Below are 24,090 nucleotides of genomic sequence, written 5' to 3' on the forward strand. Positions count from 1 at the left end.
TTGTCGTCGATTCCGTGCGGCCGCCAGGGGGGCGGGTCAGAGCATGCCGTGCTGGGCCAGTTTCTTGCGCAGCGTGGCGCGGTTGATGCCCAGCGCCGCGGCGGCGCGGCTCTGGTTGCCTTCATGGAACGCCATCACCTCGCGCAGCAACGGGCGTTCCACTTCGCGGATCACCAGCGCGTGCAGACCTTCGCTGCATTCGGTATCGCCGATGTCGGCCAGATAGCGGCGCACGGTGCGGCTGACGCACTCGCCCAGCGCGCTCTGCGACGAGGACTCCCGGCCGGCCTCGTGGACGGGCAGTCTGGCGGCATTCACTGACATATCCCTCACGTCCTGAGGCGGCGACTGCATCGGTCGTCGCGCTGGTTATGGTGTATGCCGCGTCGGCGGCGTGCATCGCGGGCCCGCTGGCCGGATGCGCGAAGGGGGTAAGTGTACCCTCGCCGTCCGATAAAATTAAGTGCGTGCGGGGCTTGACTATTCGAAGCCGAACTCGAAGGCCACCGCCTTGTTGCCCGGATCCTCCACCTCCAGTACCAGCGCGGTGATGGCGCCGGGCGCCATACCGTTGCGCAGGCTCTGGTTGTCGTCCAGGTACTCGGATGGGCGCAGCCGGCGCATCGCCACGCGGTGGCCCCGGGCGTCGGCCAGCACCAGGCTGACCACCGGGTAGGGCTGGGCGAAGGGGGCGTCGTTGCGCAGCGTGGCGCTGATCATCAGCGCGCCGCGCACGGTCGGGTGCGCCTCCACGTCGCGCGCGATCAGGTGCAGCTGGCCGACGCTGGACACCAGCGGCAGGTGGCAGCCGAGCGTGGCGCAGGCTTCGCGCAGCCAGCGGCCGGTGACCGGGTCGGCCAGCAGCGGATTGCGCTGGGCCCACGCCACCTGCGCGCCGAGCAGCACGGTGAGCGCGAGGCAGACCAGCACCCACGGCCAGCGCCGCTCGCCGCTGCGCCTTCGGATGGCCCGTTCGCGCCGGCTCGCCGGGCGCTGCCCGCGGGCAAAGCGCGGGGTGAACACCAGTTGGCCGAAGTCGTCTGCGCCCGCACGGTTCGACCATTCGCCGGCGACCGCGGCGGCGAGTGCCGGCTCCGGGCGCGGGCGGTACACCGCCAGATCCAGCCGCGGCGCGGGACCGGGGACCACGGGCGCGGCGAGCCGCTTGAACGGCTCGGGCGGCAGCTGCGAGGCCAGGCAGGCGAGCGCATCGAACGCCTGGTCGCAGTGACCGCACTGCACGAGTCCGCTCGCCGTCGTCAGTGCGTCGGCATCGAGCGAGAACACGGTGAGGCAGTCAGGGCACTGGGTGTACATGCGGACTTGGGATCGCGGGCTGCGGCAAGCCTAGGAGGCTGGGCGGCAGAAACACAAGCGGCTACGGCTGCGCGGTCTTGGCCATTTTTTCCGCTCCTTTTCGTGGAATAGCTTCGGCTATTTGCCTCAAACGATCGAAAACTCTGACTCAAGACCGCTTTGTCTCGCTCGCTTGGTGTCTGCTGCCCAGGCTCCTGGTGCAGCATCAGCGACAAATCCAAATCATCGGTGTCGCGCGCAGAACCGGTGTCTCAGCGCCGGCGGCCGCTGATGCGCACCCAGTCCTCGCGCCGGTCCACGCGCAGTTCGTCGAACCACTCGCCGTAGCGTGCGAGCAGTTCGTCCTGCTGGCCGTCGAGGATGCCGGAGATGGCGAACGGCGCGCCGGGTCTGGCCGCGGCGGCGAAGGTGGGCGCCAGCTCGCCGAGCGGACCGGCGAGAATGTTGGCGACGAACACGTCGGCCGGGGCGCCGTCGAAATCCTGCGGCAGGAACACGGCCAGCCGGTCGGCCACGGCGTTGCGCCCGGCGTTGTCGATCGAGGCGGTGAGCGCCTGCGGGTCGTTGTCCACGCCCACGGCGCTGGCCGCGCCGAGCTTGAGCGCGGCGATGGCGAGGATGCCCGAGCCGCAGCCGAAGTCGGTCACCGACTTGCCGGCCAGATCCAGCGAATCGAGCCACTCCAGGCACAGCGCGGTGGTGGGGTGGGTGCCGCTGCCGAAGGCCAGGCCGGGGTCCAGCCGCACCACCACGAGGCTATCGTCGGCCGGTGGCTCGATGTTCCACGGATAGATCCACAACCGCCGGCCGAACGGCATCGGCTGGAACTGGTCCATCCACGCGCGCTCCCAGTCCTGGTCTTCCACTTCCGCGAATGCCAGCTGCGCCGGCTCCAGCCAGGGCAGCAGGTCGCCCAACGCCTCGGTGAGGCCGCGGCGATCGGCGTCGGCATCGAACAGCGCATTGAGGGTGATCGTCGGCCACAGCGGCAGTTCGCCCACGCCTGGCTCGAAGATCGCCTGTTCGTCGGGCGTCTCGGCGTCGGCGTCGCGCAGGGTGATCGAGAGTGCGCCGAGTTCTTCCAGCGCGTCTTCCACGCTGGGCTGCTGCCCTGCGCGGACGGTGAGGGAGAGTTCGAGGAAGGGCATGGTATATCCAGAAAACGGTAGGAGCGCACCTTGTGCGCGAACGCTTCTGACCTTCCGGTTTACCAAGAAGCCAAGAGCGTTCGCGCACAGGGTGCGCTCCTACGGGGGCGTCAGTGATCCTCGGGCGGGTGGCCCTTCTGCTCGGCCATGCGCTTTTCCAGGTAGTGGATGTTCTGGCCACCCTGCTGGAAACCGACGTCGGCCATGATGCGCTGCTGCAGCGGGATGTTGCACTTGACCCCTTCGATCACCGTCTCGGCCAGCGCCAGGCGCATGCGCGCGATGGCGGTGGCGCGGTCCGGGCCGTGCACGATCAGCTTGCCGATCATCGAGTCGTAGTTCGGCGGGATGCGGTAGCCGTCGTACAGGTGGGTGTCCACGCGCACGCCGGGGCCGCCCGGTGCCTCGAAGCGCTTTACCGTGCCGGGCGAGGGCAGGAAGTTGTCCGGGTCCTCGGCGTTGATGCGGCACTCGATGGCGTGGCCGGTGATCTTGATGTCTTCCTGGCGGATCGACAGCTTCTCACCACCGGCGATCAGCAGCTGTTCGCGCACCAGGTCGACGCCGGTGATCCACTCGGTCACCGGATGCTCGACCTGGATGCGGGTGTTCATCTCGATGAAGTAGAAGCGGCCATTCTCGAACAGGAACTCGAACGTGCCGGCGCCGCGGTAGCCGATGCGGATGCACGCATCGACGCAGACCTTGCCGATCTCGGCGCGCAGCTCGGGCGTGATGCCCGGGGCCGGGGCTTCCTCCACCACCTTCTGGTGGCGGCGCTGCATGGAGCAGTCGCGCTCGCCCAGGTGGATCGCGTTGCCCTGGCCGTCGGCCAGCACCTGGATTTCCACGTGACGCGGGTTCTCCAGGAATTTCTCCATGTACACCATGTCGTTGCCGAAGGCCGCCTTGGCTTCCTGCTTGGTCATGGTGATGGCGTTACCCAGGTGGGCCTCGGTGCGCACCACGCGCATGCCACGACCGCCGCCGCCGCCAGCGGCCTTGATGATCACCGGGTAGCCGATCTCGCGGGCGATCTTGATATTGGTATCCACGTCGTCGCCCAGCGGCCCGCCGGAGCCGGGTACGCAGGGCACGCCGGCAGCCTTCATCGCCTTGATCGCCTCGACCTTGTCGCCCATCAGGCGGATCACGTCGGCGGTGGGACCGATGAAGATGAAGCCGGACTGCTCGACCTGCTCGGCGAAGTCCGCCCGCTCGGACAGGAAGCCGTAGCCCGGGTGGATCGCCTGGGCGTCGGTGATCTCCGCCGCCGCGATGATGCGCGGGATGTTGAGGTAGCTGTCGGTCGAGGGCGCCGGGCCGATGCAGATCGCCTCATCGGCCAGGCCCACGTGCTTGAGGTTGCGGTCGGCGGTGGAATGCACCGCCACGGTCTTGATGCCAAGGCTGTGGCAGGCGCGCAGCACACGCAGCGCGATCTCGCCGCGGTTGGCAATGACGACTTTTTCTAGCATGGGATTCGGGATCCGGGATTGGGGATTCGGAAGAGGGGCTTGCGGCGTTGCATCAGTCACCGCTCTTCGCCTGGATGGATCGGATGAGTGCGTTGAGCTTGGCGAAGACCCGGTCGGTCAGCTCGATGGATTCAGGCATCTCGGGAACATAGGCAAGTCGCTCGGCAATCTGCAGTTGGGTGTCCAGTTCGGAAAGGGAGCCACGGGCCATGGAGAGAAACCGCAGGTAGTCGGGCCGCGATCGCCTTGCTGCACCCTCGGCGATGTTCGACGGCACGCTGATCTCGGCGCGTCGAAGCTGGGCGGTGAGCACGAAGCGCTCGCAATCGGGGAACTCCGCACTGATCCGGTAGACCTGCTCGACGAGATCAATCGCATCGCGCCACACCTCCAGTCGCTCGTGTGGCCGCGGTGACGAATCCCGAATCCCCATGCCCGATTCCCGGCCCCTCAGGCAATGACGAACATGGGCTGGTCGAATTCCACCGGCTGGCCGTTCTCGACCAGGATGGCCTTCACCGTGCCGCTGACTTCGGCCTCGATCTGATTGAACATCTTCATCGCCTCGATGATGCCCAGCGTCTCGCCCGCCTTGACCTGCTGGCCGACCTTGACGAACGCCGCCGCGCCCGGCGTGGAGGAGGCGTAGAAGGTGCCGACCATCGGCGCCTTCACCACGTGGCCGGCCGGCAGCGCATCGGCGGCCGGCGGCTCGGCCGCGGGAGCGGTGATCGGCGCGGCAGCCACCGGAGCCGGCGCCACCGCTGCCGGTGCGGGCGCCGCGGCCACGGCGACGCCGCCCTTGGGCACGCGCGACAGGCGAACGACTTCCTCGCCTTCCTTGATCTCCAGCTCGGCGAGGTTGGACTCCTCGAGGAGGTCGATGAGTTTCTTGATCTTGCGCAGGTCCATGGGACAAACCTTCTTGCAGGGTTACCGCCCGCGGGCGGCCGGAAAGGATGCGAGCCGGCGCGCTGCCGGCTAGCGGATGGGTTGGGCGTCGGCCCGGGCCAGGCGGCGGATCGCCGCGTCCAGCGCCAGCCGGTAGCTGTCGCTGCCGAAACCGCCGATCACGCCCACGGCCAGATCCGCCAGGTACGAGTGCCGTCGGAACGGCTCGCGGGCGTGCACGTTGGACAGGTGCACCTCGATGAACGGAATGGCCACGGCGGCCAGCGCGTCGCGCAGGGCGATGCTGGTGTGGGTGAATGCGCCGGGGTTGAACACGATCAGCGCGGTCTGGTCGTCGCGCGCCTGGTGGATGCGGCCGATCAGCTCGTGCTCGGCGTTGGACTGGTACCAGCCCAGCTCGTGACCCGCGGCCTGCGCCTGCTCGGCCAGCGCGGCGTTGATGTCGGCGAGCGTCTCGCGACCGTAGATGTCCGGCTCGCGCACACCCAGCAGATTGAGGTTGGGGCCATGCAGGGCCAGGATCTTCGCCATGCGACTGCCTTCGCGGGAGGCCGGACGGGCCCGGGAGCGGTGCAGTGTGCGGGTCCGGCCAGAGCTTGTCCAGTTCGCCGCAGATCGGCGATGTTTGGCGGAGAAGTCCTCGTCAAACCGTGCGCGGACGTATGTCCGTCGGTCCGCGAGTTCAATCCGCCGGACCGACGGACAGCCAGCGATCCAGGGTGGCGGCGTCCAGCGGTCCGCGGCGGGTGGCGAGCAGCCGGCCATTCGCGTCGAGCAGTGCGCTGTAGGGAAGGATCTCCGCGGTGTCGCCCAACTGCAGCGAGGTGCTGGGCGAGCCGAGCCGGCCCAGCAGCACCGGGTAGCCCACCGGGTGGGCGGCGAGGAAGGCCTGCACGCGGGCCGGTTCGTCCATCGCGATGCCCAGCACGGTGGTGTCCGGATGCGCGCGGGCCGCGCGATCCAGCGCCGGCATCTCGTCCAGGCACGGGCCGCACCAGCTGGCCCAGAAGTTCAGCAGCACGCGGTGGCCGCGGTAGTCGGCGAGTCGATGTGCGCGACCGTCCAGGCCGGTCAGCGGCACATCCGGCGCCAGCGAGCCGACCGCCGCCACCGTCACGCCGGCCGGCACGTGAGCGAGGCGGCTGCGGTGCTGCAGCCAACCGCCGAGCGCGGCGGCCAGCGCGGCCACCAGCAGGATCATCCAGGTCGAGCGGTTGAACATCAGCGGCTGGCCTCGGTGAGGGCGCGCTCGACGATGCCGCGCGTGAGCACGGTCGGCAGCTGTTTGCCTTTGCCACCGCCCCTGGGAAACACCACGTACAGCGGCACGCCGGGCGAGTGGTACTGCTGCAGGAAGGCGGCAATGGTGGGATTCACATCGGTCCAGTCGCCCTTCATGTAGACCGCGCCGGTCTTCGCCAGCAATGCGCGGAAGGCGTCGGTGTCGAGCACGGCGTGCTCGTTGGCCTTGCAGGTGACGCACCAGTCGGCGGTCATGTCGACGAACACCGGCGTGCCGGCCTGGCGCAGCTCGGCCAGCTTCTGCGGGCTGTAGGCGACGACGCCCTCAGCCGTAGCGTCGGCACGCGTGGGCGCGGGCACCCGGGCCAGGTAATACAGCGGCACCGCCGTGAGCACGGCCAGCACCAGCACCAGCGCGCGGCTGAATGCGCCGCGGCCGCGGCTGCGCTCGAACCACCAAAGCGCCATCGCCAGCACCACCATCGCCACCAGCAGCAGGCCGATCGCGTCGGCGCCGCGCTGGTGCGCCAGCACCCAGGCCAGCCACACCGCGGTGAGATACATCGGGAACGCCAGCACCTGCTTGAGCGTCTCCATCCAGCGCCCCGGCCGCGGCAGCCGCCGCGCCAGCGCAGGCACGAGGCCCACCAGCAGGAACGGCAGCGCCAGACCGATGCCCAGCATCAGGAACACCGCCAGCGCCGCGGCGATCGGCGCGGCAAAGGCGTAGGCCAGCGCACTGCCCATGAACGGCGCCGTGCACGGGCTGGCCACCACCACCGCCAGCACGCCGGTGAAGAAGTCGCCGGCCGGGCCGGCGCGATCGGCCAGCGCCGCGCCGGTGTTGCCCAGCGAGGCGCCGAACTGCACCACGCCGGACATCGACAGGCCCACTGCGAACATCACGCAGGCCAGCACCGCCACCACCAGCGGCTGCTGCAACTGGGCGCCCCAGCCCAGCGCGTGGCCGGCCGAGCGCAGGCCGACGATCACCCCGCCGACCACGGCGAAGCTGCTGAGCACGCCGGCGGTGTAGAGCAGCGCATGGCGCCGCGCGCGCGCCGGGCTCTCGCCGCTTTCCAGCACGCTGACCGCCTTGATCGACAGCACCGGCAGCACGCAGGGCATCAGGTTGAGGATCAGGCCGCCGCCGAAGGCCAGCAGCAAGGCCAGCAGCAGCCCGGTGTCCGGCGCGGGCGCGGCGGGGCCGCCGTCGGTTCCGGATGATGCGCTGCCGGCGGCTGCGCCGGCCGGCAGCTCCACCTGCAGCGTGCGGCTCATCACCGGATAGCAGATGCCGCCGTCCTGGCAGCCCTGGAACGTGGCCTGCACGGTGAGCTGGCGGCGGCCCTGCAGGTTGCCGGCAATGCCCACCGGCACCTCCACCTGGTCGAAGTAGACCGTGACCTGGCCGAAGTGTTCGTCCTGGTGCGCGGCGCCGGCCGGCCAGGCCGGCACCAGCTTCAGCGCGGGCGCATCGGGCACGCTCAGCGCGGTCTGGTCGCGGTAGAGGTAATAGCCCCTGGCCATCGTCCAGCGCAGCAGCAGGCGATCCGGTGCGGTGGCCAGCGCCTCGACGCGGAACGCCTGCTCTGGCGGCAGCGCCGCGGAACCGGCGCCCAGTGCATGGCCGGCGTCGACGGCACGCAGCGCCGCGCCGAAATCCTGCGGGGGGGCGGCGGCCACGCCGACGCCGGCGGGCAGCGCCAGGTCCAGCTTCTCGGTATGCGGCGGGTAGCAGATCTTCGGCTCGACCTCGTGGCAGCCCTGGTACTGCACGGCCAGGGTCAGCCGCGCGGTGCCGGCGGCCACCGTGTAGGGAATCTGCGCATCGACGCCGTGGTGGTAGGTCTCCACGTCGCCGAGGTATTCGTCATGGTGCTTCTCGCCGTCGGGCAACTGCGCCGCGCCCAGGGTGACGCCGTCGCCGGCGGTGAATTTCATGCGGCCACGGTAGAGGTAGTAGTCCGGCGCGATCGTCCAGTGCAGCTTGAGCACGCCCGGCTGGCTGGCGTCGGCGCTGAGCTTGTACGCCTCGGTGACCGGCAGCAGATCCTGGCCGGACTGGGCGAACGCCGGCACACCGGCCAGCAGCGCGACGAGGGCGAGCAGCAGGCGGGCGGCGAGCCGTCCGGAAGGCAGGGAAGGCATCATGACTCCAGGTGCAGGGCCGGCGGGGCCGGGCAGGACGGCATTATGGACGAGAGGCCGTTGCCGCCGCCGCGGCGTGCGCGCGCACCCAGTCCAGGTAGGGCGCGTGACCGTCGGTCACGGGCAGCGCCACCAGCTCCGGCAGCTCGTACGGATGCAGGGCGAGCAGGCGCGTCTTCAGCGCGTCGAAGCGCCCGGCGGTGGTCTTGATCACCAGCAGCACCTCCTCATCGGTGTGTACGGCGCCCTGCCAGCGGTAGGTGGAGCGCACCCCCGGCAGCTGGTTGACGCAGGCGGCGAGCGATTCATCCACCAGCACGCCGGCGATCGCCGCGGCGGTGGCGGGATCGGGGCAGGTGCTCAGGCAGAGCAGGATGTCGTCAGGCATGGCGGTGGGACCGGTGCAGAGTGGCCAGCCTAGCAAGCGGGCTGGCCCATGCGCTCAGGATTCGCTCTTGATAACCGGCGGTTACGGCCCAACTTCGCACGCACCCCCACCGAACGCTTGCACAGGCACGGTGCGGCGCTAAAATTGGCACTCACCGACGGCGAGTGCTAGCAATGCGCCGGTCCGGGAACCTTTTTCGTCAACCACCCATGAGCTGGAGCCACCCATGAGCAAACTGCGTCCGCTGCACGATCGAGTCATCGTCAAGCGCCTGGAAGAGGAGCGCGTCTCCGCCGGCGGCATCGTGATCCCCGACAGCGCCACCGAGAAGCCGACCCGCGGCAAGGTGATTGCCGCCGGTACCGGCCGCATCCTGGAAGACGGCAACGTCCGCCCGATGTCGCTGAAGGAAGGCGAGACCGTGCTGTTCGGCAAGTACGCCGGCCAGGAAATCAAGATCGACGGCGAAGAGCTGGTCTTCCTGAAGGAAGACGACATCGTGGCCGTGATCGAAGGCTGATCCAGGGCGGGGAACAGGTCACGGGGAACAGGGGACGTGCAGCGCTCGAAGCGCGCATTCCCCACCGCTCCGTACTCCACACGTTCCCAGTTTCCCATTCCCATCTTTCAAAGAGGTTTTTCAGTTATGGCAGCTAAAGAAGTCCGCTTCGGTGAAGACGCCCGCTCGCGCATCCTCAAGGGCGTGAACACCTTGGCCAACGCGGTCAAGGTCACCTTGGGCCCCAAGGGCCGCAACGTCGTGCTCGAGAAGAGCTTCGGCGCCCCCACGATCACCAAGGACGGCGTGTCCGTCGCCAAGGAGATCGAGCTGGCCGACAAGTACGAGAACATCGGCGCGCAGATCGTCAAGGAAGCCGCCTCCAAGACCTCCGATGTGGCCGGTGACGGCACCACCACCGCCACCGTGCTGGCGCAGGCGTTCATCCAGGAAGGCCTCAAGGCCGTGGCCGCCGGCATCAACCCGATGGATCTCAAGCGCGGCATCGACAAGGCGGTGATCGCCGCCGTGGCCGAGCTGAAGAAGCTGTCCAAGCCGACCGCCGACGACAAGGCGATCGCCCAGGTCGGCACCATCTCGGCCAACTCCGACGCCAACATCGGCGACATCATCGCCACCGCGATGAAGAAGGTCGGCAAGGAAGGTGTGATCACCGTCGAGGAAGGCTCGGGGCTGGAGAACGAGCTGGACGTGGTCGAAGGCATGCAGTTCGACCGCGGCTACCTGTCGCCGTACTTCATCAACAACCAGCAGAGCCAGCAGGTGGAGATGGACGACCCGTACATCCTCATCCACGACAAGAAGGTCTCCAACGTGCGCGAGCTGCTGCCCGTGCTGGAGGCCGTCGCCAAGGCCGGCAAGCCGCTGGTGATCGTCGCCGAGGAAGTGGAAGGCGAGGCGCTGGCCACGCTGGTGGTCAACACCATCCGCGGCATCGTCAAGGTCGCCGCCGTCAAGGCGCCGGGCTTCGGCGACCGTCGCAAGGCGATCCTGGAAGACATCGCGATCCTCACCAACGGCCAGGTCATTTCCGAGGAAGTGGGTCTGTCGCTGGAGAAGGCCACCATCAACGATCTGGGCCGCGCCAAGCGCGTGGTGATCACCAAGGAAAACACCACCATCATCGACGGTGCCGGCGAAGCGGAGCGCATCCAGTCGCGCATCAGCCAGATCAAGGCGCAGATCGAGGAGACCTCCTCCGACTACGACCGCGAGAAGCTGCAGGAGCGCGTGGCCAAGCTGGCCGGCGGCGTGGCGGTGATCAAGGTCGGTGCCGGCACCGAGATCGAGATGAAGGAAAAGAAGGCCCGCGTCGAAGACGCCCTGCACGCCACGCGCGCAGCCGTCGAAGAGGGCGTGGTGCCGGGCGGCGGCGTGGCGCTGATCCGCGCGCTGAAGGCCGTCGAGGGCCTCAAGGGCGACAATCACGAGCAGGACCTGGGCATCGCGATCACCCGTCGCGCGCTCGAGGCCCCGCTGCGCGCCATCGTCGCCAACGCCGGTGAAGAGCCGTCGGTGGTGCTGAACAAGGTCAAGGAAGGCACCGGCAACTTCGGCTACAACGCCGCCACCGGCGAGTACGGCGACATGGTGGAGATGGGCATCCTGGATCCGACCAAGGTGACCCGCTCGGCCCTGCAGCACGCCTCCTCGGTCGCCGGCCTGGCGATCACCACCGAAGCGATGGTGGTGGAAGCGCCGAAGAAGGACGAAGGCCACGGCGCCGCCGGCGGCATGGGCGGTGGCATGGGCGGCATGGGTGGCATGGACTTCTGAGTCCTGCCGCACCGCTGTGCTGTACCCACGAAAAACCCCGCCTCGGCGGGGTTTTTCCTTGGGTTCGTCCTGTCGGGTCCACCCAGGGAAACCCCGCAGAAGTGGCTGGTGGCTCCCTCTAGAGCGAGAAAGCAGAGAAGATCCAGAATCGGCTCCACCTTGGGCGCTCAACGTATCCATCGGTGCGACCGATTCGCTCGCCATGAGAGACTTCTCGTTGAGGCGTGCGCGTAGGGTCGGCGTGATGGACGCCGACCAGATCGCGTACAGCGGCAGCGAGATCACCACGATCAAAGTCAGCCAGCCGCTGTAGAAGAACATCACCGCCAGGAAGACGAAGGTGAACAGCAGGTCCAGCACCGGGGTCAGCGTCTGCCCGGTCAGGAAGTTGCGGATGTTCTCCAGTTCGCGCACGCGAGCGATGGTGTCGCCCACGCGACGCGATTCGAAGTAGGTCAGTGGCAGCGCCAGGATGTGCCGGAACAGGCGGGCACCCAGCTCCACGTCGATGTGGCACCACCGCCGGAATGAACCAGCTGAAGTCGAACTTGGCCAGTTCTGCCACCAGGGAGGCGCGCGAGGCCACGGTGAGCAGCCGGCCGTCGTAGCGCGCCGTGAGCTCGTCCCGTGTCAGGACGCAGGGGCGTTGCAGCGAGAGGTCATGGATCAGCACCTTGCCGTCGCCCACCTTGGCCACGACGAAGGCCGAACCGTCATTGCGAAGCGCCAGCGCCGGCAGCGCGACGCGATCCAGGCGCTCGGCAGGTTGTCGGACTACTTTGGCCTTGAGGCCCAGCCGCTTCGCCGCGAGCAGCAGTGCTGTCTCGTCGAAAGAATCCGATCCCCGGCCCGCCTCGTGGCGGAGCTGGTCGGCGTCCGTTGCGATGCCATGGAACTGGGCCAGGAGAACCAGGCCCTGCAGCGGCTGGTCGCCGACGACATTGTCCGATCGGGCGGTCTGGGCGCCGTCTGGCAGGTGGTGGGTGACTGCCTCGTCGGCAGTCTCGGCAGCATCCATGCGCTATCTCGATCCCTATAGGGGAACCTCGAAAAACCGCTCTTTGTTCGTCATTCCCGCGAAAGCGGGAATCCAGTGTCTTTGTTCTTCAGGGCCTTGGAGTCACTGGATCCCCGCTTTCGCGGGGATGACGAGCCTTATTTCGTGTTTTTTGAGGTTCCGATATCCGGGCGCTGGAGCAGGAGACCGAAGGCCTGCTGTCGGAAATCATCGGTGGCATGCCGCCATGAGGCGCGGGTTTCCGTGTCGCGGGCTGCCTTGTATACAGAGCCAAATCATCTTTATATTGCAGGCTACGTTGAATATGGGCGAGGATTTGCGCCATATGCAAGGCAACCTCGCATGAATGTGCCCGATCCCCACGCCAGCGCTGAAGCGGTGCGTCACCGCGCCGGGCGCTACATCGCTCAGCCCACCGGCTATCGCGCTTTCTATCCCGCGCCACTGCCGCCGCAGCCGCCCGTGCGGCTGGACGGTGAACTGCAGACCCTGCTGTCGCTGGCCGACCGCGCGCTCGGTCGCCTCGATGGCTCCTGCCCAACCCCGACCTGTTCGTCTTCATGTACGTGCGCAAGGAGGCCGTGCTGTCCAGCCAGATCGAGGGCACGCAGAGTTCGCTGCAGGATCTGCTGGCGGCCGAGGTACATATCCTGGCGCCGGATCGTCCGCGCGACGTCGGCGAGGTGGTCAACTACGTGGCCGCGATGAACTACGGACTGCAGCGACTGCAGGAACTGCCGGTGTCGGTGCGCCTGATCCGAGAAATCCACCTGCACCTGCTGCAGGGCGTGCGCGGCATGCGACTGACGCCAGGGGAGCTGCGCACCTCGCAGAACTGGATCGGCCCCGGCGGTTGCACCTTGACCGAAGCGAGCTACGTGCCGCCGCCGCCACACGAAGTGCCGCTTGCGCTCGGCGCGCTGGAGAACTTCCTGCATGCCGACAGCGACCTGCCGCAGCTGATCCAGATCGGCCTGGCGCACGCGCAGTTCGAAACCATCCATCCTTTCCTTGACGGCAACGGTCGCGTCGGCCGCCTGCTGATCACCTTCCTGCTGTGCCAGCGCGAGATCCTGGGGAAGCCGGTGCTGTACCTGTCGCACTTCTTCAAGCAGCACCGCGCCGAATACTACGAGCGGCTGCAGGCCGTGCGCGACGGTGGCGACTGGGAAGGCTGGCTGGCGTTCTTCCTGCGCGGCGTGGCCAGCGTCAGCCGCGAAGCCACCGAAACCGCGCGGCGCATCCTCGCCCTGCGCGAGGATCATCGGGCCAGGGTCACCGCCGGGCTCGGCCGCGCCGCCGGCAACGGCCACAAGGTGCTGGAACATCTATACCAGCGCCCGATCGTCTCGGTCGCCGACGTACAGGCGCTGACCACCACCACCTACACCGCCGCCAACAACCTGGTCTCGCGGCTGGTGGAACGGGGCGTGCTGATGGAAGCCACCGGCTACCGGCGCAACCGGCTGTTCCGCTACCAGGCGTATATCGAACTGTTCGTCGAGCCGGGCGACGCCGCGGAAGGGGCGTCGGCAGGATCGCGGGGTTGACGTCGGATGCGGCGCTCTCGCTACGGCGGTCGAATTTTTCTCAGCCTCTGCTTGGCGGTGTGCGCGGTCTGCCTCCCCGGGCCGGCAGGTGCCGTGGACCCGCGGTACCGGGCGCACTGCATGGCTGCGGCGAGACTCAGTGTGCGGTGCCGGTCCCGAGGCGGGGATCGAGCCGGGGTTCGCGCCCGGGAGCGTCCGTCCGGTGGGCCACGGCGCGCTTGTTTGCCGACAGCAGCGCATCGAGTTTTCCATCCAGCCGCAACTGGGACACGCTGGCCATGTCGCGGTCCACGCGTGTCAGCCTGGCATCTTCCACGGCAGGGCTGGCGCCAGGCGCGTGGGTCAGCGCGGCCAGTTCCGGGCCGACCAGCCGGGTCAGCGCGAAATAGCCGTCGTCGCGGATGCCGGCGCGCTGCAGCAGCAGGCCGGGCAGCATCCATGAGGCCACGGCCGTGCGCTGCGGCCCGGCCGCCTTGCGCGGATCGACCAGCAGCCAGGTGCCCGGTTCGCTCAGCATGTTGCCGCCGTCGACGAAGCCGGTGCGCTGGAAGACATGGGTGAGCGCAGGCAGGTGGTCGCCGTAGAACAGCAGCAGGGTCGGGCGCTCGCGCCTGGCGAGCACGTCGGCGAGGCGCCCCAGTTCCTGGTCGGCGTGATGGATGTGGTACAGGTAATTCTGCAGCTCCAGCTTGTCCTTGCCGGTGATGCCCGCAGGCACCGGCATCGCGTCGCGCTCGGCGGGGTCGGCCGGCATGGTGTCGTACGGACCGTGCGCCTCGATGCTGATGGCGAACAGGAACTGCGGCGGGCCGCTGCTCTTGAGCTGGGCGAGGATCTCGTCGGTCATGCCGCGATCGGCCATGTACTGGCCGTCGTTGGCGGTGCCGGCAGGAAAGGCCGACTGCGAGACGAAGCGGTCGAAGCCGATCGCCTTGAACGCGCTGGTGCGGTTCCAGAACGACGGATCGTTGCCGTGGATCGCCACCGTCTCGTAACCGTTCGAACGCAGCGTGCGCACCAGCCCGGGCACCACCTTCGCGTTGAGCTGCAGGTAGGGAAACTGCAGGTCCGGGAAATAGCGCAGCGACAGCCCGGTCAGCACCTCGAACTCGGTGCGGATGGTGCCGCCGCCGAAGGTGGGCACGTGCAGCGCGCCGGACGTGCCGCGACGGGCCAGGTGGTCGAAATTCGGCGTGATCCGCGCGTGCCGGTAGCCGTTGAGAAGGCGCGGGTCGAAGAACGATTCGCTCTGCACCACCACGATGTCGGGCAGGCCCTCGTCGGCCGTGACGCCGGCGACCGCCTGCCGCCGCAACACGCCGTCGGCGCGGCCGAGCAGTTCGCGCGCCGCCGCCGGATCGGGCTTGCGGGCGCCGTGTCCGTAGTGCAACCGGTAGAGCATCAGCGCGCTGAGCAGCCCGGAGTGGGTGGCGGTGGACGTGGCCGACCACGGCTCCAGCCACAGCGTGCGATCGTTGTAGAGCCGCGTCCACGGCGTCGCGCCGGCGATCAGCGTCAGCAGCAGGGCCAGCGATGCGGTGCCGGCCAGCAGCCGTGGCATGTGCGGGCGCCGCGGCAGCAGGCGTGGCTCGCGGCGCCACAGCGCGACGAGCAGGACGACCGCCGCGAGCATCGCCAGGTAGGGCCATGGACTGTGCGGCAGGTAGGCGCCCAGCACGTGGCTGCCGCCCTTGTCGAGCTGGCCGATCATGCAGAAATCGGCGGGGATCAGCGGCGTGCCGAGATTGGCCACCTTGAGCTGGTTGACGGCATACACCGTGCCCTCCGCCGCCAACGCCAGCCCGAACGACAGCACCGCCCGGCGCGTGAAGGCCAGCAGGGCGCCGGCCAGCAGCAATCCCGGCAGCGCGTTGGCCAGCACGTACACCGGCTGGTCGAACAAGCGCTGCGGCGCCACGCCCACGCCGCCGTCGATCAGCCCGGTGAGCAGCGCGAAGGCGAGTGTCATCAGGGCAAGCACCAGCGTGCCCTGCCATGGGCGGCGCGACATGCTGGCGGTGGTGAGGACGGAGGCCATGGCGTCCTGCGGCTGTCATGGAACTGACGCGCGAGAGTAATCGACCGGACATGAACCTTTCATGGGGGCGCTGGCGCTGCCCGTACGTCCCGCTTCCGGCCGCTGCGCCGTGCCGCGTGCGGCACAATGCCGGGATGACCATCTCCGAATCGCCCGCCCTGCGCGCCCTGATCGACGACCGTTACACCCAGCTCACCGCCGCCTGCCGCGCGGCCGGCGTGGCGGTGCAGGACGATGCCGGCGTGGCCGAGCGGATCCGGCGCACCCTGCTGGCCAGCGATTTCGCCTTCGAGGTATGGCGCAGCCAGCCGCAGCTGCTCGGACCGGCCGGGCTGGAGCGATTGCGTTCGCCGGCCGACGCCGCCTCGCGCGTCGAGGCCCTGCGCCTGTCCGACGACGAGCCGCAGACGCTGGCGCTGCTGCGCCGGTTTCGCCGTGCCGAGGCGTTGCGGCTGGTGTTCCGCGACGTCAACGACCTGGACGACCTGCCGGCCACGCTGTCGGACACCAGCGTGCTGTACGAGGTGCTGCTGGAACAGGCACTGGCCTGGTGCGAACGCCAGTTCGCGACCCGCTACGGCCACCCGCGCGGTGCGGACGGCAGCGCGCAGCGGCTGGTGGTGGTCGGCTTCGGCAAGCTCGGCGGCAGCGAGCTGAATTTCTCCTCCGACATCGACCTGGTGCTGGCCTACCCGCAGTCCGGCCAGAGCGACGGCGCGCGCAGCCTGGACAACAGCGAATACTTCGTGCGGCTGGTGCGCCAGCTGGTGCGATTGCTGAACGAGCCGACGCTGGACGGCATCTGCGCGCGGGTCGACCTGCGCCTGCGCCCGTTCGGCAGCGCCGGCCGCCTTGCGCTGCCGTTCGCCGCGATGGAGCAGTACTACCAGAGCGAAGGTCGCGACTGGGAGCGCTACGCGTGGATCAAGGCGCGAGCGGTGGCCGGCGACCGCGCGGCCGGCAAGCAGCTGCAGGAGCTGCTGCGCCCGTTCGTCTATCGCAAGTACCTCGACTACACCGCCTTTGCCGGCCTGCGCGAGATGAAGGCGCTGATCGACGCCGAGGTCGCCCGCAAGGATCTGGCCGACAACCTCAAGCTCGGCCCCGGCGGCATCCGCGAGATCGAGTTCATCGTGCAGCTCACCCAGCTGATCCGCGGCGGCCGCGAGCCCTCACTGCGCGTGCGCGGCCTGCTGCCGGCGCTGACCGCCTGCGAGGCGCGCGGGCACATTCCCGCGGTCCGTGCGCGTGCGCTGCGCGAGGCCTACGTCTGCCTGCGCCGGGTGGAGAACCGCGTGCAGATGCTGCGCGACGCGCAGACCCACGACATCCCCGAGGACGCGCTCAGCCGCGAGCGTATCGCGCGCGGCCTGGGCCATCCCGACTGGCCGGCGCTGGAGGCCGAGCTGGCCGGCCATCGCGCGGTGGTCAGTGAGGAATTCGCCGCCGTGCTGATGCCGCAGGGTGGCCGCGCGGCTCGCGTACCGGTGGCCGATGCCGCGCTGTGGCAGGCGGCCTGCGCCGGCACGCTCGCGGCGGCGGAGCTGGAGGCCTCCGGCTTCGTGCCCGGCGACGCGGTGGCCGATGCGCTGCTCAAGCTGCCGCAGGCGGCCAACGTGCGCGCCATGTCGCCCGGTTCGCGCGAACGGCTGGACCGGCTGATGCCGCAGGTGCTGATCGCCGCACGCCAGACCGCCGCACCGGTGGCCTGCCTGCTGCACCTGTGCCAGCTGGTGCAGTCGGTGGCGCGGCGGTCTTCCTATCTTGCGTTGCTGGAAGAGCAGCCGGCGGCGCGCCGGCGCCTCGCGCGGCTGTTCGCCGACCGCGCCTTCCTGGCCGAGCGGGTGATCGCCCAGCCGCTGCTGCTGGACGACGTGCTCGATCCGCGCATCGATCAATTGCCGTTCAAGCGTGCCGACATCAGCGCCGAGATCACCCGCGTGCTGGGCACGCTGGACGAGCGCGAGGCGGAGGCCGAGCTCGAACGCATCAACGAGCTCAAGGCCAGCGTGGCGTTCCGGCTGGGGCTGGCGTTCAACGATGGACGCGCCGATGCGGTGTCGACCGCGCGCCGGCTCGCCGCGCTGGCCGAGTCGGTGGTGGTGGCGGTCACCGCGCTGGCCGAGCGCGAGCTGACGGTGCAGCACGGCCGGCTGCCCGGCGAGGGCTCCGGCTTCGCGGTGCTCGGTTACGGCAGCCTGGGCGGCGAGGAACTGGGCTTTGCCTCGGACCTGGATCTGGTGTTCGTCTACGACAGCCGCCGCGCCGCCGCGATGAGCGATGGCGCGCGCCCGCTGGAAGGCTCGCGCTGGTACCAGCGCCTGGCGCAGCGGGTGATGAACTGGCTCACCGTGCTCACCCGCGCCGGCCGCCTGTACGAAGTGGACACCCGGCTGCGTCCGGACGGCTCCAAGGGTCTGCTGGTATCGAGCTTCGACGCGTTCGCCGCCTACCAGCGCGGGCGCGCCTGGACATGGGAACACCAGGCGCTGCTGCGCGCGCGCGCGGTGGCCGGCGATCCGGCGCTGCACCGGGAGCTGGCGGCGCTGCGGCGGGAGATCCTCGGCGCGCCGCGCGAGCGCGCGGCGGTGCTGGCCGAGGTGTCCAGCATGCGCAAGCGCTGGCGTGCCGAGCGCGACCGCTCCGACGACGCGCGCTTCGACCTCAAGCAGGGTCAGGGCGGCCTGCTCGACATCGAATTCGCGCTGCAGGGGCTGGTGCTGGCCGCGGCCGCGTCGCACCCGGCGCTGCTCGAGGTCACCGGCAATGCCGGCCTGATCGACGCCTGCCGTGCGGCCGGCCTGCTCGACGCGGCGCAGGCCGCGGCGTTCACCCGCGTGCATGCGGAGCTGCTGCAGCGGGCGCTCACCTGCACGCTGGATCTGCGCTCGCGCATCGACGCGCGCGACGACGCGCTGGCCGCGCTCGCCGCCGCGGTGCAGGAAGTCACCGTTGCACTGGGGTTCGATTTTTACGGTTGAGCGTCGCCGCCGGCCGTCATCCGCGCCCGCACCTGTGCGGCCAGCCGTGCCGTTTCGCGCAGCGGTGCCGTGGGATTGCCACCGTCAGCCAGATAGCCCGCCGCGCGCAGTGCCCGATGGAACCGCGCGATGCGCGACGGCAGCGGCGCGGTGACCACGGTCTCCACCGGGCAGCCGACGCCGCAGGCTTCGCTGAGCATGTTCACCGAGTCCGGCGTGACCACCAGCCGATCGGCCCAGCCCAGTACGCCGGGGTAGGGATTGGCGCCGTCCGCGGCGTCGCGCCAGCACAGGCCGGGCAGCTCGTCCAGCTGGCGGCGCAGCATTTCCGCCAGCGCGGCGGGCGTACGCCGCGAGGCGACCACCAGCACGCTGCCGCCGTCGCGCTGATGGAGTGCGCGCAGCCGCTGGCTCAGCGCCTCGGCGTAGCGCGCATCGAGCGCGATGCCCTTGCGCGGTCCGCCCAGCAGCACGCCCACGCGCGGCGGCGGCAGTTCGCCAAGCCGGGGAAACGCCTGCCGCGCATCGGCCAGCCAGGCTTCGTCGATCGGATGCAGCGAGCCCAGCGGCGTGAGCACGTTTGCGCCGTGCAGGCCATCGTGGCGGGGGGCGATCACGGTGTCCCAGTGCGTCGGGTCGATGCGCGGATCGAGGATCTGCACCGTGTGGCAGGCGCCGGCGGAGAGCGGCCGCAGCAGGCGGGTGAACAGCGCCGCGGCACGGCCGCAGCCGACCGCCACGTGCGGCCACGGCGGCGCGAACAGTTCGCGCTGCGCCGCCGGCAACGCCAGCCGTCCGCCGGCCAGCAGGCGCGGCGCCAGCCACGACCATGGCGCGCGCGGTTCCAGCACCAGGTGCCGCACCGGCAGGCCCAGTGCGCCGGCCAGCGCCAGCGCCTGGCGCTGGTTGCCGGCGGCCTCGTCGGTGATCGCCCAGCACTCGCCGGCGGCCCTCAGCATGCGGGCGCGATCGCGGCGATTGTTTCTGGAATGTGCACAGTTCGTTCCACCGGGTGGGGTCCTGTTGGCGCAGCGGCACACGTACACTGAGCGCTTGTTGCGCCAGCATCGGCGCGTCACGCCTACCGAAGGATACCCATGAGCGAGATGCTTTCCGATACCGCCCTCGACCAGCTGTTCCGCAGTGCCCGCACCTTCAACGCATGGCTGCCGAAGGACGTGACCGACGCCCAGCTGCACCAGCTGTACGAACTGGTGAAGTTCGGCCCGACCAGCGCCAACTGCTCGCCGATGCGGCTGGTGTTCGTGAAGTCGCAGGCAGCCAAGGCGAAGCTGGCGCCGCTGCTGTCCGAGGGCAATCGCGCCAAGTCGCTGGCCGCGCCGGTGACGGCGATCGTCGCCAACGACCACGCCTTCCACGAAAAGCTGACGCGGCTGTTTCCGCATGCCGATGCGAAGAGCTGGTTCGAAGGCAACCAGGCGCTGATCGACACCACCGCGTTCCGCAACGCCACGCTGCAGGGCGCCTACGTGATCCTGGCAGCGCGCGCGCTGGGCCTGGATTGCGGCCCGATGTCCGGCTTCGACAACGCCGGCGTCGATGCCGCGTTCTTTGCCGGTACGGCGATCAAGTCCAACTTCCTGATCAACATGGGCTACGGCGACGCCAGTCGCGACCTGTTCCCGCGCAGCCCGCGGCTGTCGTTCGACGAAGCCTGCCTGATCGCCTGATTGCCCGACCATCCGATCCCCCGGCGCCGCGCGCCGGTTCACCTCTCGCCAGGAGTCCATCCATGCGCACCATGAAAGTCCTCGCCCTCGCCGCCCTGTTCGGTGCCGGCTTCGCCGCCCAGGCAGCACCGGTCACCTACAAGCTCGATCCGAACCACACGATGGTGCTGTTCAGCTGGAACCACTTCGGCTTCTCCAACCCCACCGCCAACCTCGGCATTGGTGCGGGCACCCTGGTGTATGACGCGGCCCACCCGGCCAAATCCAGTGTGGAAGTGACCCTGCCGCTGATCAACCTCGACACCCATGTCAGCGCGCTCGACGAGCACCTGAAGAAGCCCGACTTCTTCGACGCCGGCAAATACCCGGAGGTCACCTTCAGGAGCACCCGGGTCGAGCCGCTGGGCGGCAACCGGTTCAAGGTCACCGGTGACCTCACCGTGCACGGCGTGACCAGGCCGGTGGTGCTCGACGCCACGCTCAACAAGGTCGGCATGCAGCCGATGCTCAAGGTGCCGGCGATCGGCTTTGACGCCACCGCCACGATCAAGCGCTCGGACTTCGGCATCGGCGCCTACGTGCCGAACGTGAGTGACGAAGTGCACATCCGCATCACCACCGAGGCCGAGGCCGGCAAGGCCAAGTAAACCGCTGCCGTTGCGTGCTCGAAGCGGCCGCGCCGGCACCGGTGCGGCCATTCCTTTTCGGGCGGCCCGGCGTGCGCCGCAGACAGCCGCGCCAGCTTCGATCGCCCGGCGGGCTGCTACCATGGGTGGCTCGACTTTCCTGTCCGGAGCCCCCATGTCGCGCCCCTCCTCCGCGGCGACGCCGATCCCGGCGAATGCCCAAAATCGTTACGAAGTGACGCACAGCGACCTGCCGTTGTCCTGTCCGATGCCGGGCATGGCGCTGTGGAACTCCCATCCCAAGGTGTACCTGCCCATCGTCGACGACGGCGGCGAGTCCACCTGTCCCTATTGCGGCGCGCATTACGTCCTGCGCGACTGAACCGCGGCGGCGAATTCCGTCACCGGAACCCGGTTCCGGCACGATCGCTGCTTGCCTCCAGGGATGAAGGCCCTCATGCCCGAGACCATGTCCGCTGCCGTCCACCGCACCGTCCGTTCGCTGACCGTGGTTCAGCTGATCCCGGCGATGCATTCCGGCGGTGCCGAGCGATCGGCACTGGAGACCGGTCGTGCGCTGGTGGCCGCCGGTCACCGCTCGGTGGTGATCTCGGCCGGCGGCCGGCTCACCGAGCGCCTGCAGGCCGAGGGCAGCGAGCACATCACGCTGGATATCGGACGCAAGTCGCTCGCCACGCTGGGCCGCATCGGCGCGCTGCGCCGGGCGCTGAAGGCGATCGATCCGGACATCGTGCACGCGCGCTCGCGCATGCCGGCGTGGATGGGCCGCTGGGCCATCCGCGGACTGGCGCGCAAGCCGCATTTCGTCACCACGGTGCACGGGCTCAACTCGCCCGGTCGCTACAGCGCGGTGTTGCTGCGCGGCGAGCGGGTGATCGCCGTGTCGCAGACGGTGCGGGCCCATGTGCTCGGACATTACCGCTGGCTGGAGCCCTCGCGCGTGCGGGTGATCCCGCGGGGCATCGACCCGGAGGCGTTCCCCTACGGCCACCGTCCCGACGACGCCTGGCAGGCGGCCTTCTTCGCGCAGTTTCCGCAGCTGGCCGGTGCGCCGCTGCTCACCTTGCCGGCGCGCGGCACGCGGCTGAAGGGACATCACGACGCGATCGAGCTGGTCGCCGACCTGCGCGATCGCGGCGTCGGCACGCGACTGCTGCTGCTCGGCGTGCTGGAGCCGGGACGCGAGGCCTACGCCCAGGAGCTGCGCGAGCTGATCCGCCAGCGCGGGCTGCAGGCGCAGGTGGTGCTGTCGCCGCCGCGCGACGACGTGCGCGACATCTTCGCGGTGTCCGCGCTGATCCTGCAGCTGTCGAACAGGCCGGAGGCGTTCGGCCGCACGGTGGTCGAGGCGCTGTCGCTGTGCCGGCCGGTGCTGGGCTATGCCCATGGCGGCGTGGGCGAGCTGCTGGCCGAGCTGTATCCGGCCGGCCGCGTGCCGCTGGGCGATCGCGAAAAGCTGGTGGAGCGCGCCGCCGAACTGCTGCGCGTGGCACCGCCGATCCCGATGCTGCAGAGCTACCGCCTGGCCGACATGCAGCAGGCCACGCTGGCGCTGTACGACGAACTGGTGGCGCAATCGGCCGACTGATCGGCCACCGCCGCACGCCTGCCGCCGCACGCCCACGCGGCGGGCGGCGGCTCGCCTACAATGCCGGTGATCCTCGCGCTGGCCCGTACATGACCTCGTTTTCCGCTTCCCTGCGTGCGGCCCTGCGCTCGCCGCTGCTTCCGTTCTGGCTGGTGGTGGCGCTGCTGCCGTTCGGCCGCAGCGCCGAGCTGGGCACGGCGCTGTGCCTGTTCGGCACGGTCATGCTGTTCCTGCGCGATCCGCGCGCGCTTGAGCAGCACGAGGGCGCGCGCTGCCTGCTGCTGATCCTGGCCGGCTACGTCGGCGCGGCGCTGATCTCCGCGTTCGATGCGGTGGCGCCGGGCAAGAGCTGGACCACCGTGGCCGGGCTGCTGCGCTTCGCGCCGCTGGGGCTGTACGCCTGCTTCGCGCTGCGACGGGTGTCGCGCGTGCAGCTGATGTATGTCGCGGTGGCCGCGGTGATCGCGCTGTGGGCGCTGGACGCCTGGGTGCAGGCGCTGACCGGCTGGAGCCTGGGCGGCCACGCCGAGGCCGAGCGCATCTCCGGCATCTTCGGCGCCGACAACCTCAAGCTCGGGCCGACGCTGGCGGTGCTGTCGCCGTTCGCGCTGTGGGCGGCGCGCGAGCGCTGGGGCGCGCGCGTCATGTGGCTGGTCGCGGTGCTGCTGCTCGGCCCGGTGCTGCTCGCCGGGGCGCGTGCGGCCTGGCTGTGCTACGGCCTGGTGGTGCTGGCCTTCGCCTGGCGCGAGGCGGGCTCGTTCCGCCGCTTCGCGCTGTTCGGCGCGGGCGCCGCGGCGGTGGTGGCGCTGGCCGGGGCGATCGCGTGGCAGACCTCGCCGCGCTTCCATGCGCGCATGGAGCGCACCATTGCGGCGTTCGGCGGCAGCGAGCAGGGCGTGGACGTGGCGCTCAGCGGCCGGCTCGACATCTGGCACGCGAGCCTGCGCATGGTCGCGGCGCATCCGCTCAACGGGGTGGGCGTGCGCGGCTTCCGCTATGCCTATCCGCACTACGCGCCGGCCAACGACCATTTCGTGGTGAGCGAGTCCTGCGGGGTGGGCGAGGGTGCCTGCCACGCGCACCAGATCGTGCTGGAAGTGCTGGCCGAGACCGGCGCGATCGGTCTGGCGCTGTGGCTGGCTGCGCTGGCGGTGGCGCTGCGCTACTGGCGTCGCGTGGGTGCGGTCGCACGGGCGCAGGCATTTCCGGTGACGGTGGCGCTCGGCGTGATGCTGTTTCCGCTCAACACCCACCTGGCGTTCTATTCGGCCTGGTGGGGGCTGCTGTTTGCCTGGCTGCTCGGCCTGTGGTGCGCCGCGCTGGGCGCGTTGCCCGACGAGGAGGTGAGAGGCTGTGAAAAAATCGCCCGCCTACTGCGACCGCCGCCAAACGCCCGTGCCGGCGGCGCGCTGTGGGCAAATCCGGGTCATTTGGTTCACCAAACTCCCCGGATTTGCCCACAACGCGCCTTGTCACGAACGCTTGGCGGCGCTCTCGCTACGGCGGTCGAATTTTTCCCAGCCTCTGAGAGGGTGTCGACAAAATAAAACAAACCTGTAGAATCTGCCGTAGGTCTCACGAGCGGACGGTTCTCATGGAACAAAAGAAGCGCAGTGACGTAAAGCGCGGGCGCAAGCCGGCGTTG

Annotated in this window: 21 protein-coding genes and 1 pseudogene; 9 read left to right on the plus strand and 13 right to left on the minus strand. The window is 69.5% G+C overall.

Translation table 11 applies throughout. The features are described 5' to 3' along the window. Positions 1-36 precede the first annotated feature (36 nt). The 10 genes from ACO2Q2_RS14945 to cutA all read right to left on the minus strand — a co-directional run bounded on the left by ACO2Q2_RS14945 (position 37) and on the right by cutA (position 8,636). Positions 37-324, minus strand: a complete 288-nt coding sequence (locus tag ACO2Q2_RS14945) for a helix-turn-helix domain-containing protein (RefSeq protein ID WP_423256764.1) — start codon at positions 322-324, stop codon at positions 37-39. A 156-nt stretch (positions 325-480) separates the two neighbouring features. After that, entirely contained in the window at positions 481-1,317 is an 837-nt protein-coding gene (locus ACO2Q2_RS14950; RefSeq protein ID WP_423256766.1) for a zinc-ribbon and DUF3426 domain-containing protein, read from the minus strand. 251 nt (positions 1,318-1,568) lie between these two features. Continuing rightward, positions 1,569-2,465, minus strand: a complete 897-nt coding sequence (gene prmA, locus ACO2Q2_RS14955; protein ID WP_423256768.1) for a 50S ribosomal protein L11 methyltransferase — start codon at positions 2,463-2,465, stop codon at positions 1,569-1,571. Positions 2,466-2,575: 110 nt separating this feature from the next. Next, complete coding sequence (gene accC / locus ACO2Q2_RS14960) at positions 2,576-3,943, minus strand: acetyl-CoA carboxylase biotin carboxylase subunit (RefSeq protein WP_423256770.1); 1,368 nt, start codon at positions 3,941-3,943, stop codon at positions 2,576-2,578. Between the two features lie 52 nt (positions 3,944-3,995). Beyond that, positions 3,996-4,376, minus strand: a complete 381-nt coding sequence (locus ACO2Q2_RS14965) for a four helix bundle protein (protein ID WP_423256772.1) — start codon at positions 4,374-4,376, stop codon at positions 3,996-3,998. A 17-nt stretch (positions 4,377-4,393) separates the two neighbouring features. Next, positions 4,394-4,855 carry an acetyl-CoA carboxylase biotin carboxyl carrier protein gene (gene accB / locus ACO2Q2_RS14970; RefSeq protein WP_423256774.1) on the minus strand — a complete coding sequence of 154 codons (462 nt, stop codon included), beginning with the start codon at positions 4,853-4,855 and terminating at the stop codon, positions 4,394-4,396. A gap of 69 nt (positions 4,856-4,924) precedes the next feature. Continuing rightward, the gene (gene aroQ, locus ACO2Q2_RS14975) at positions 4,925-5,386 is read right to left on the minus strand and encodes a type II 3-dehydroquinate dehydratase (RefSeq protein ID WP_423256776.1); all 462 of its coding nucleotides are present in this window, start codon (positions 5,384-5,386) and stop codon (positions 4,925-4,927) included. Positions 5,387-5,537: 151 nt separating this feature from the next. Then, positions 5,538-6,077, minus strand: coding sequence for a TlpA family protein disulfide reductase (locus tag ACO2Q2_RS14980; protein ID WP_423256778.1), 540 nt, complete (start codon positions 6,075-6,077; stop codon positions 5,538-5,540). Beyond that, a complete protein-coding gene (locus ACO2Q2_RS14985; protein ID WP_423256780.1) occupies positions 6,077-8,248 on the minus strand; it encodes a protein-disulfide reductase DsbD family protein in 2,172 nt (723 codons plus the stop codon). Before ACO2Q2_RS14985 ends, ACO2Q2_RS14980 begins: the two co-directional genes overlap by 1 nt. Before the next feature lie 43 nt (positions 8,249-8,291). Further along, positions 8,292-8,636 carry a divalent-cation tolerance protein CutA gene (cutA, locus tag ACO2Q2_RS14990; RefSeq protein ID WP_423256782.1) on the minus strand — a complete coding sequence of 115 codons (345 nt, stop codon included), beginning with the start codon at positions 8,634-8,636 and terminating at the stop codon, positions 8,292-8,294. Positions 8,637-8,862: 226 nt separating this feature from the next. On the opposite strand from cutA, the gene groES reads away from it, so the two are divergent. After that, on the plus strand, positions 8,863-9,156 hold the full coding sequence (gene groES / locus ACO2Q2_RS14995; RefSeq protein ID WP_423256784.1) for a co-chaperone GroES: 294 nt from the start codon (positions 8,863-8,865) through the stop codon (positions 9,154-9,156). A 126-nt stretch (positions 9,157-9,282) separates the two neighbouring features. Beyond that, positions 9,283-10,932: a chaperonin GroEL gene (gene groL / locus ACO2Q2_RS15000; protein ID WP_423256786.1), complete on the plus strand. Its 1,650-nt coding sequence runs from the start codon at positions 9,283-9,285 to the stop codon at positions 10,930-10,932. Positions 10,933-11,142: 210 nt separating this feature from the next. On the opposite strand, the pseudogene ACO2Q2_RS15005 reads toward groL, so the two are convergent. Beyond that, a pseudogene (locus tag ACO2Q2_RS15005) lies at positions 11,143-11,950 on the minus strand (ABC transporter transmembrane domain-containing protein); the annotation flags it as partial. A 560-nt stretch (positions 11,951-12,510) separates the two neighbouring features. On the opposite strand from ACO2Q2_RS15005, the gene ACO2Q2_RS15010 reads away from it, so the two are divergent. Further along, positions 12,511-13,500 (plus strand): Fic family protein, encoded by a 990-nt coding sequence (locus ACO2Q2_RS15010; protein WP_423256788.1) that lies wholly within the window; start codon positions 12,511-12,513, stop codon positions 13,498-13,500. Positions 13,501-13,636: 136 nt separating this feature from the next. Here the strand turns inward: ACO2Q2_RS15010 and ACO2Q2_RS15015 are convergent, their stop codons facing one another. Next, positions 13,637-15,538 carry an LTA synthase family protein gene (locus ACO2Q2_RS15015; RefSeq protein WP_423256790.1) on the minus strand — a complete coding sequence of 634 codons (1,902 nt, stop codon included), beginning with the start codon at positions 15,536-15,538 and terminating at the stop codon, positions 13,637-13,639. Positions 15,539-15,672: 134 nt separating this feature from the next. Here ACO2Q2_RS15015 and glnE point away from each other — a divergent pair, with 134 nt between their 5' ends. After that, the gene (gene glnE, locus ACO2Q2_RS15020) at positions 15,673-18,519 is read left to right on the plus strand and encodes a bifunctional [glutamate--ammonia ligase]-adenylyl-L-tyrosine phosphorylase/[glutamate--ammonia-ligase] adenylyltransferase (protein WP_423256792.1); all 2,847 of its coding nucleotides are present in this window, start codon (positions 15,673-15,675) and stop codon (positions 18,517-18,519) included. On the opposite strand, the gene ACO2Q2_RS15025 is transcribed toward glnE, so the two are convergent. After that, a complete protein-coding gene (locus ACO2Q2_RS15025; RefSeq protein WP_423256794.1) occupies positions 18,510-19,478 on the minus strand; it encodes a mitochondrial fission ELM1 family protein in 969 nt (322 codons plus the stop codon). The two genes, glnE and ACO2Q2_RS15025, sit on opposite strands and share 10 nt — an antisense overlap. Before the next feature lie 138 nt (positions 19,479-19,616). Between ACO2Q2_RS15025 and ACO2Q2_RS15030 the strand changes: the two genes are divergently transcribed. From ACO2Q2_RS15030 to ACO2Q2_RS15050, 5 genes are all read left to right on the plus strand, one after another. Next, positions 19,617-20,210: a malonic semialdehyde reductase gene (locus ACO2Q2_RS15030; protein WP_423256796.1), complete on the plus strand. Its 594-nt coding sequence runs from the start codon at positions 19,617-19,619 to the stop codon at positions 20,208-20,210. 62 nt (positions 20,211-20,272) lie between these two features. After that, on the plus strand, positions 20,273-20,857 hold the full coding sequence (locus ACO2Q2_RS15035; RefSeq protein ID WP_423256798.1) for a YceI family protein: 585 nt from the start codon (positions 20,273-20,275) through the stop codon (positions 20,855-20,857). A 154-nt stretch (positions 20,858-21,011) separates the two neighbouring features. Then, positions 21,012-21,218 (plus strand): zinc-finger domain-containing protein, encoded by a 207-nt coding sequence (locus ACO2Q2_RS15040; protein ID WP_423256800.1) that lies wholly within the window; start codon positions 21,012-21,014, stop codon positions 21,216-21,218. Positions 21,219-21,281: 63 nt separating this feature from the next. Then, entirely contained in the window at positions 21,282-22,445 is a 1,164-nt protein-coding gene (locus tag ACO2Q2_RS15045) for a glycosyltransferase (RefSeq protein WP_423256802.1), read from the plus strand. An 89-nt stretch (positions 22,446-22,534) separates the two neighbouring features. After that, a complete protein-coding gene (locus ACO2Q2_RS15050; RefSeq protein WP_423256804.1) occupies positions 22,535-23,992 on the plus strand; it encodes an O-antigen ligase family protein in 1,458 nt (485 codons plus the stop codon). Positions 23,993-24,090: the final 98 nt, after the last annotated feature.

The sequence above is a fragment of the Dyella sp. KRB-257 genome (assembly GCF_049445995.1).
In the GTDB taxonomy this organism is placed as follows: Bacteria; Pseudomonadota; Gammaproteobacteria; order Xanthomonadales; family Rhodanobacteraceae; genus Dyella_A.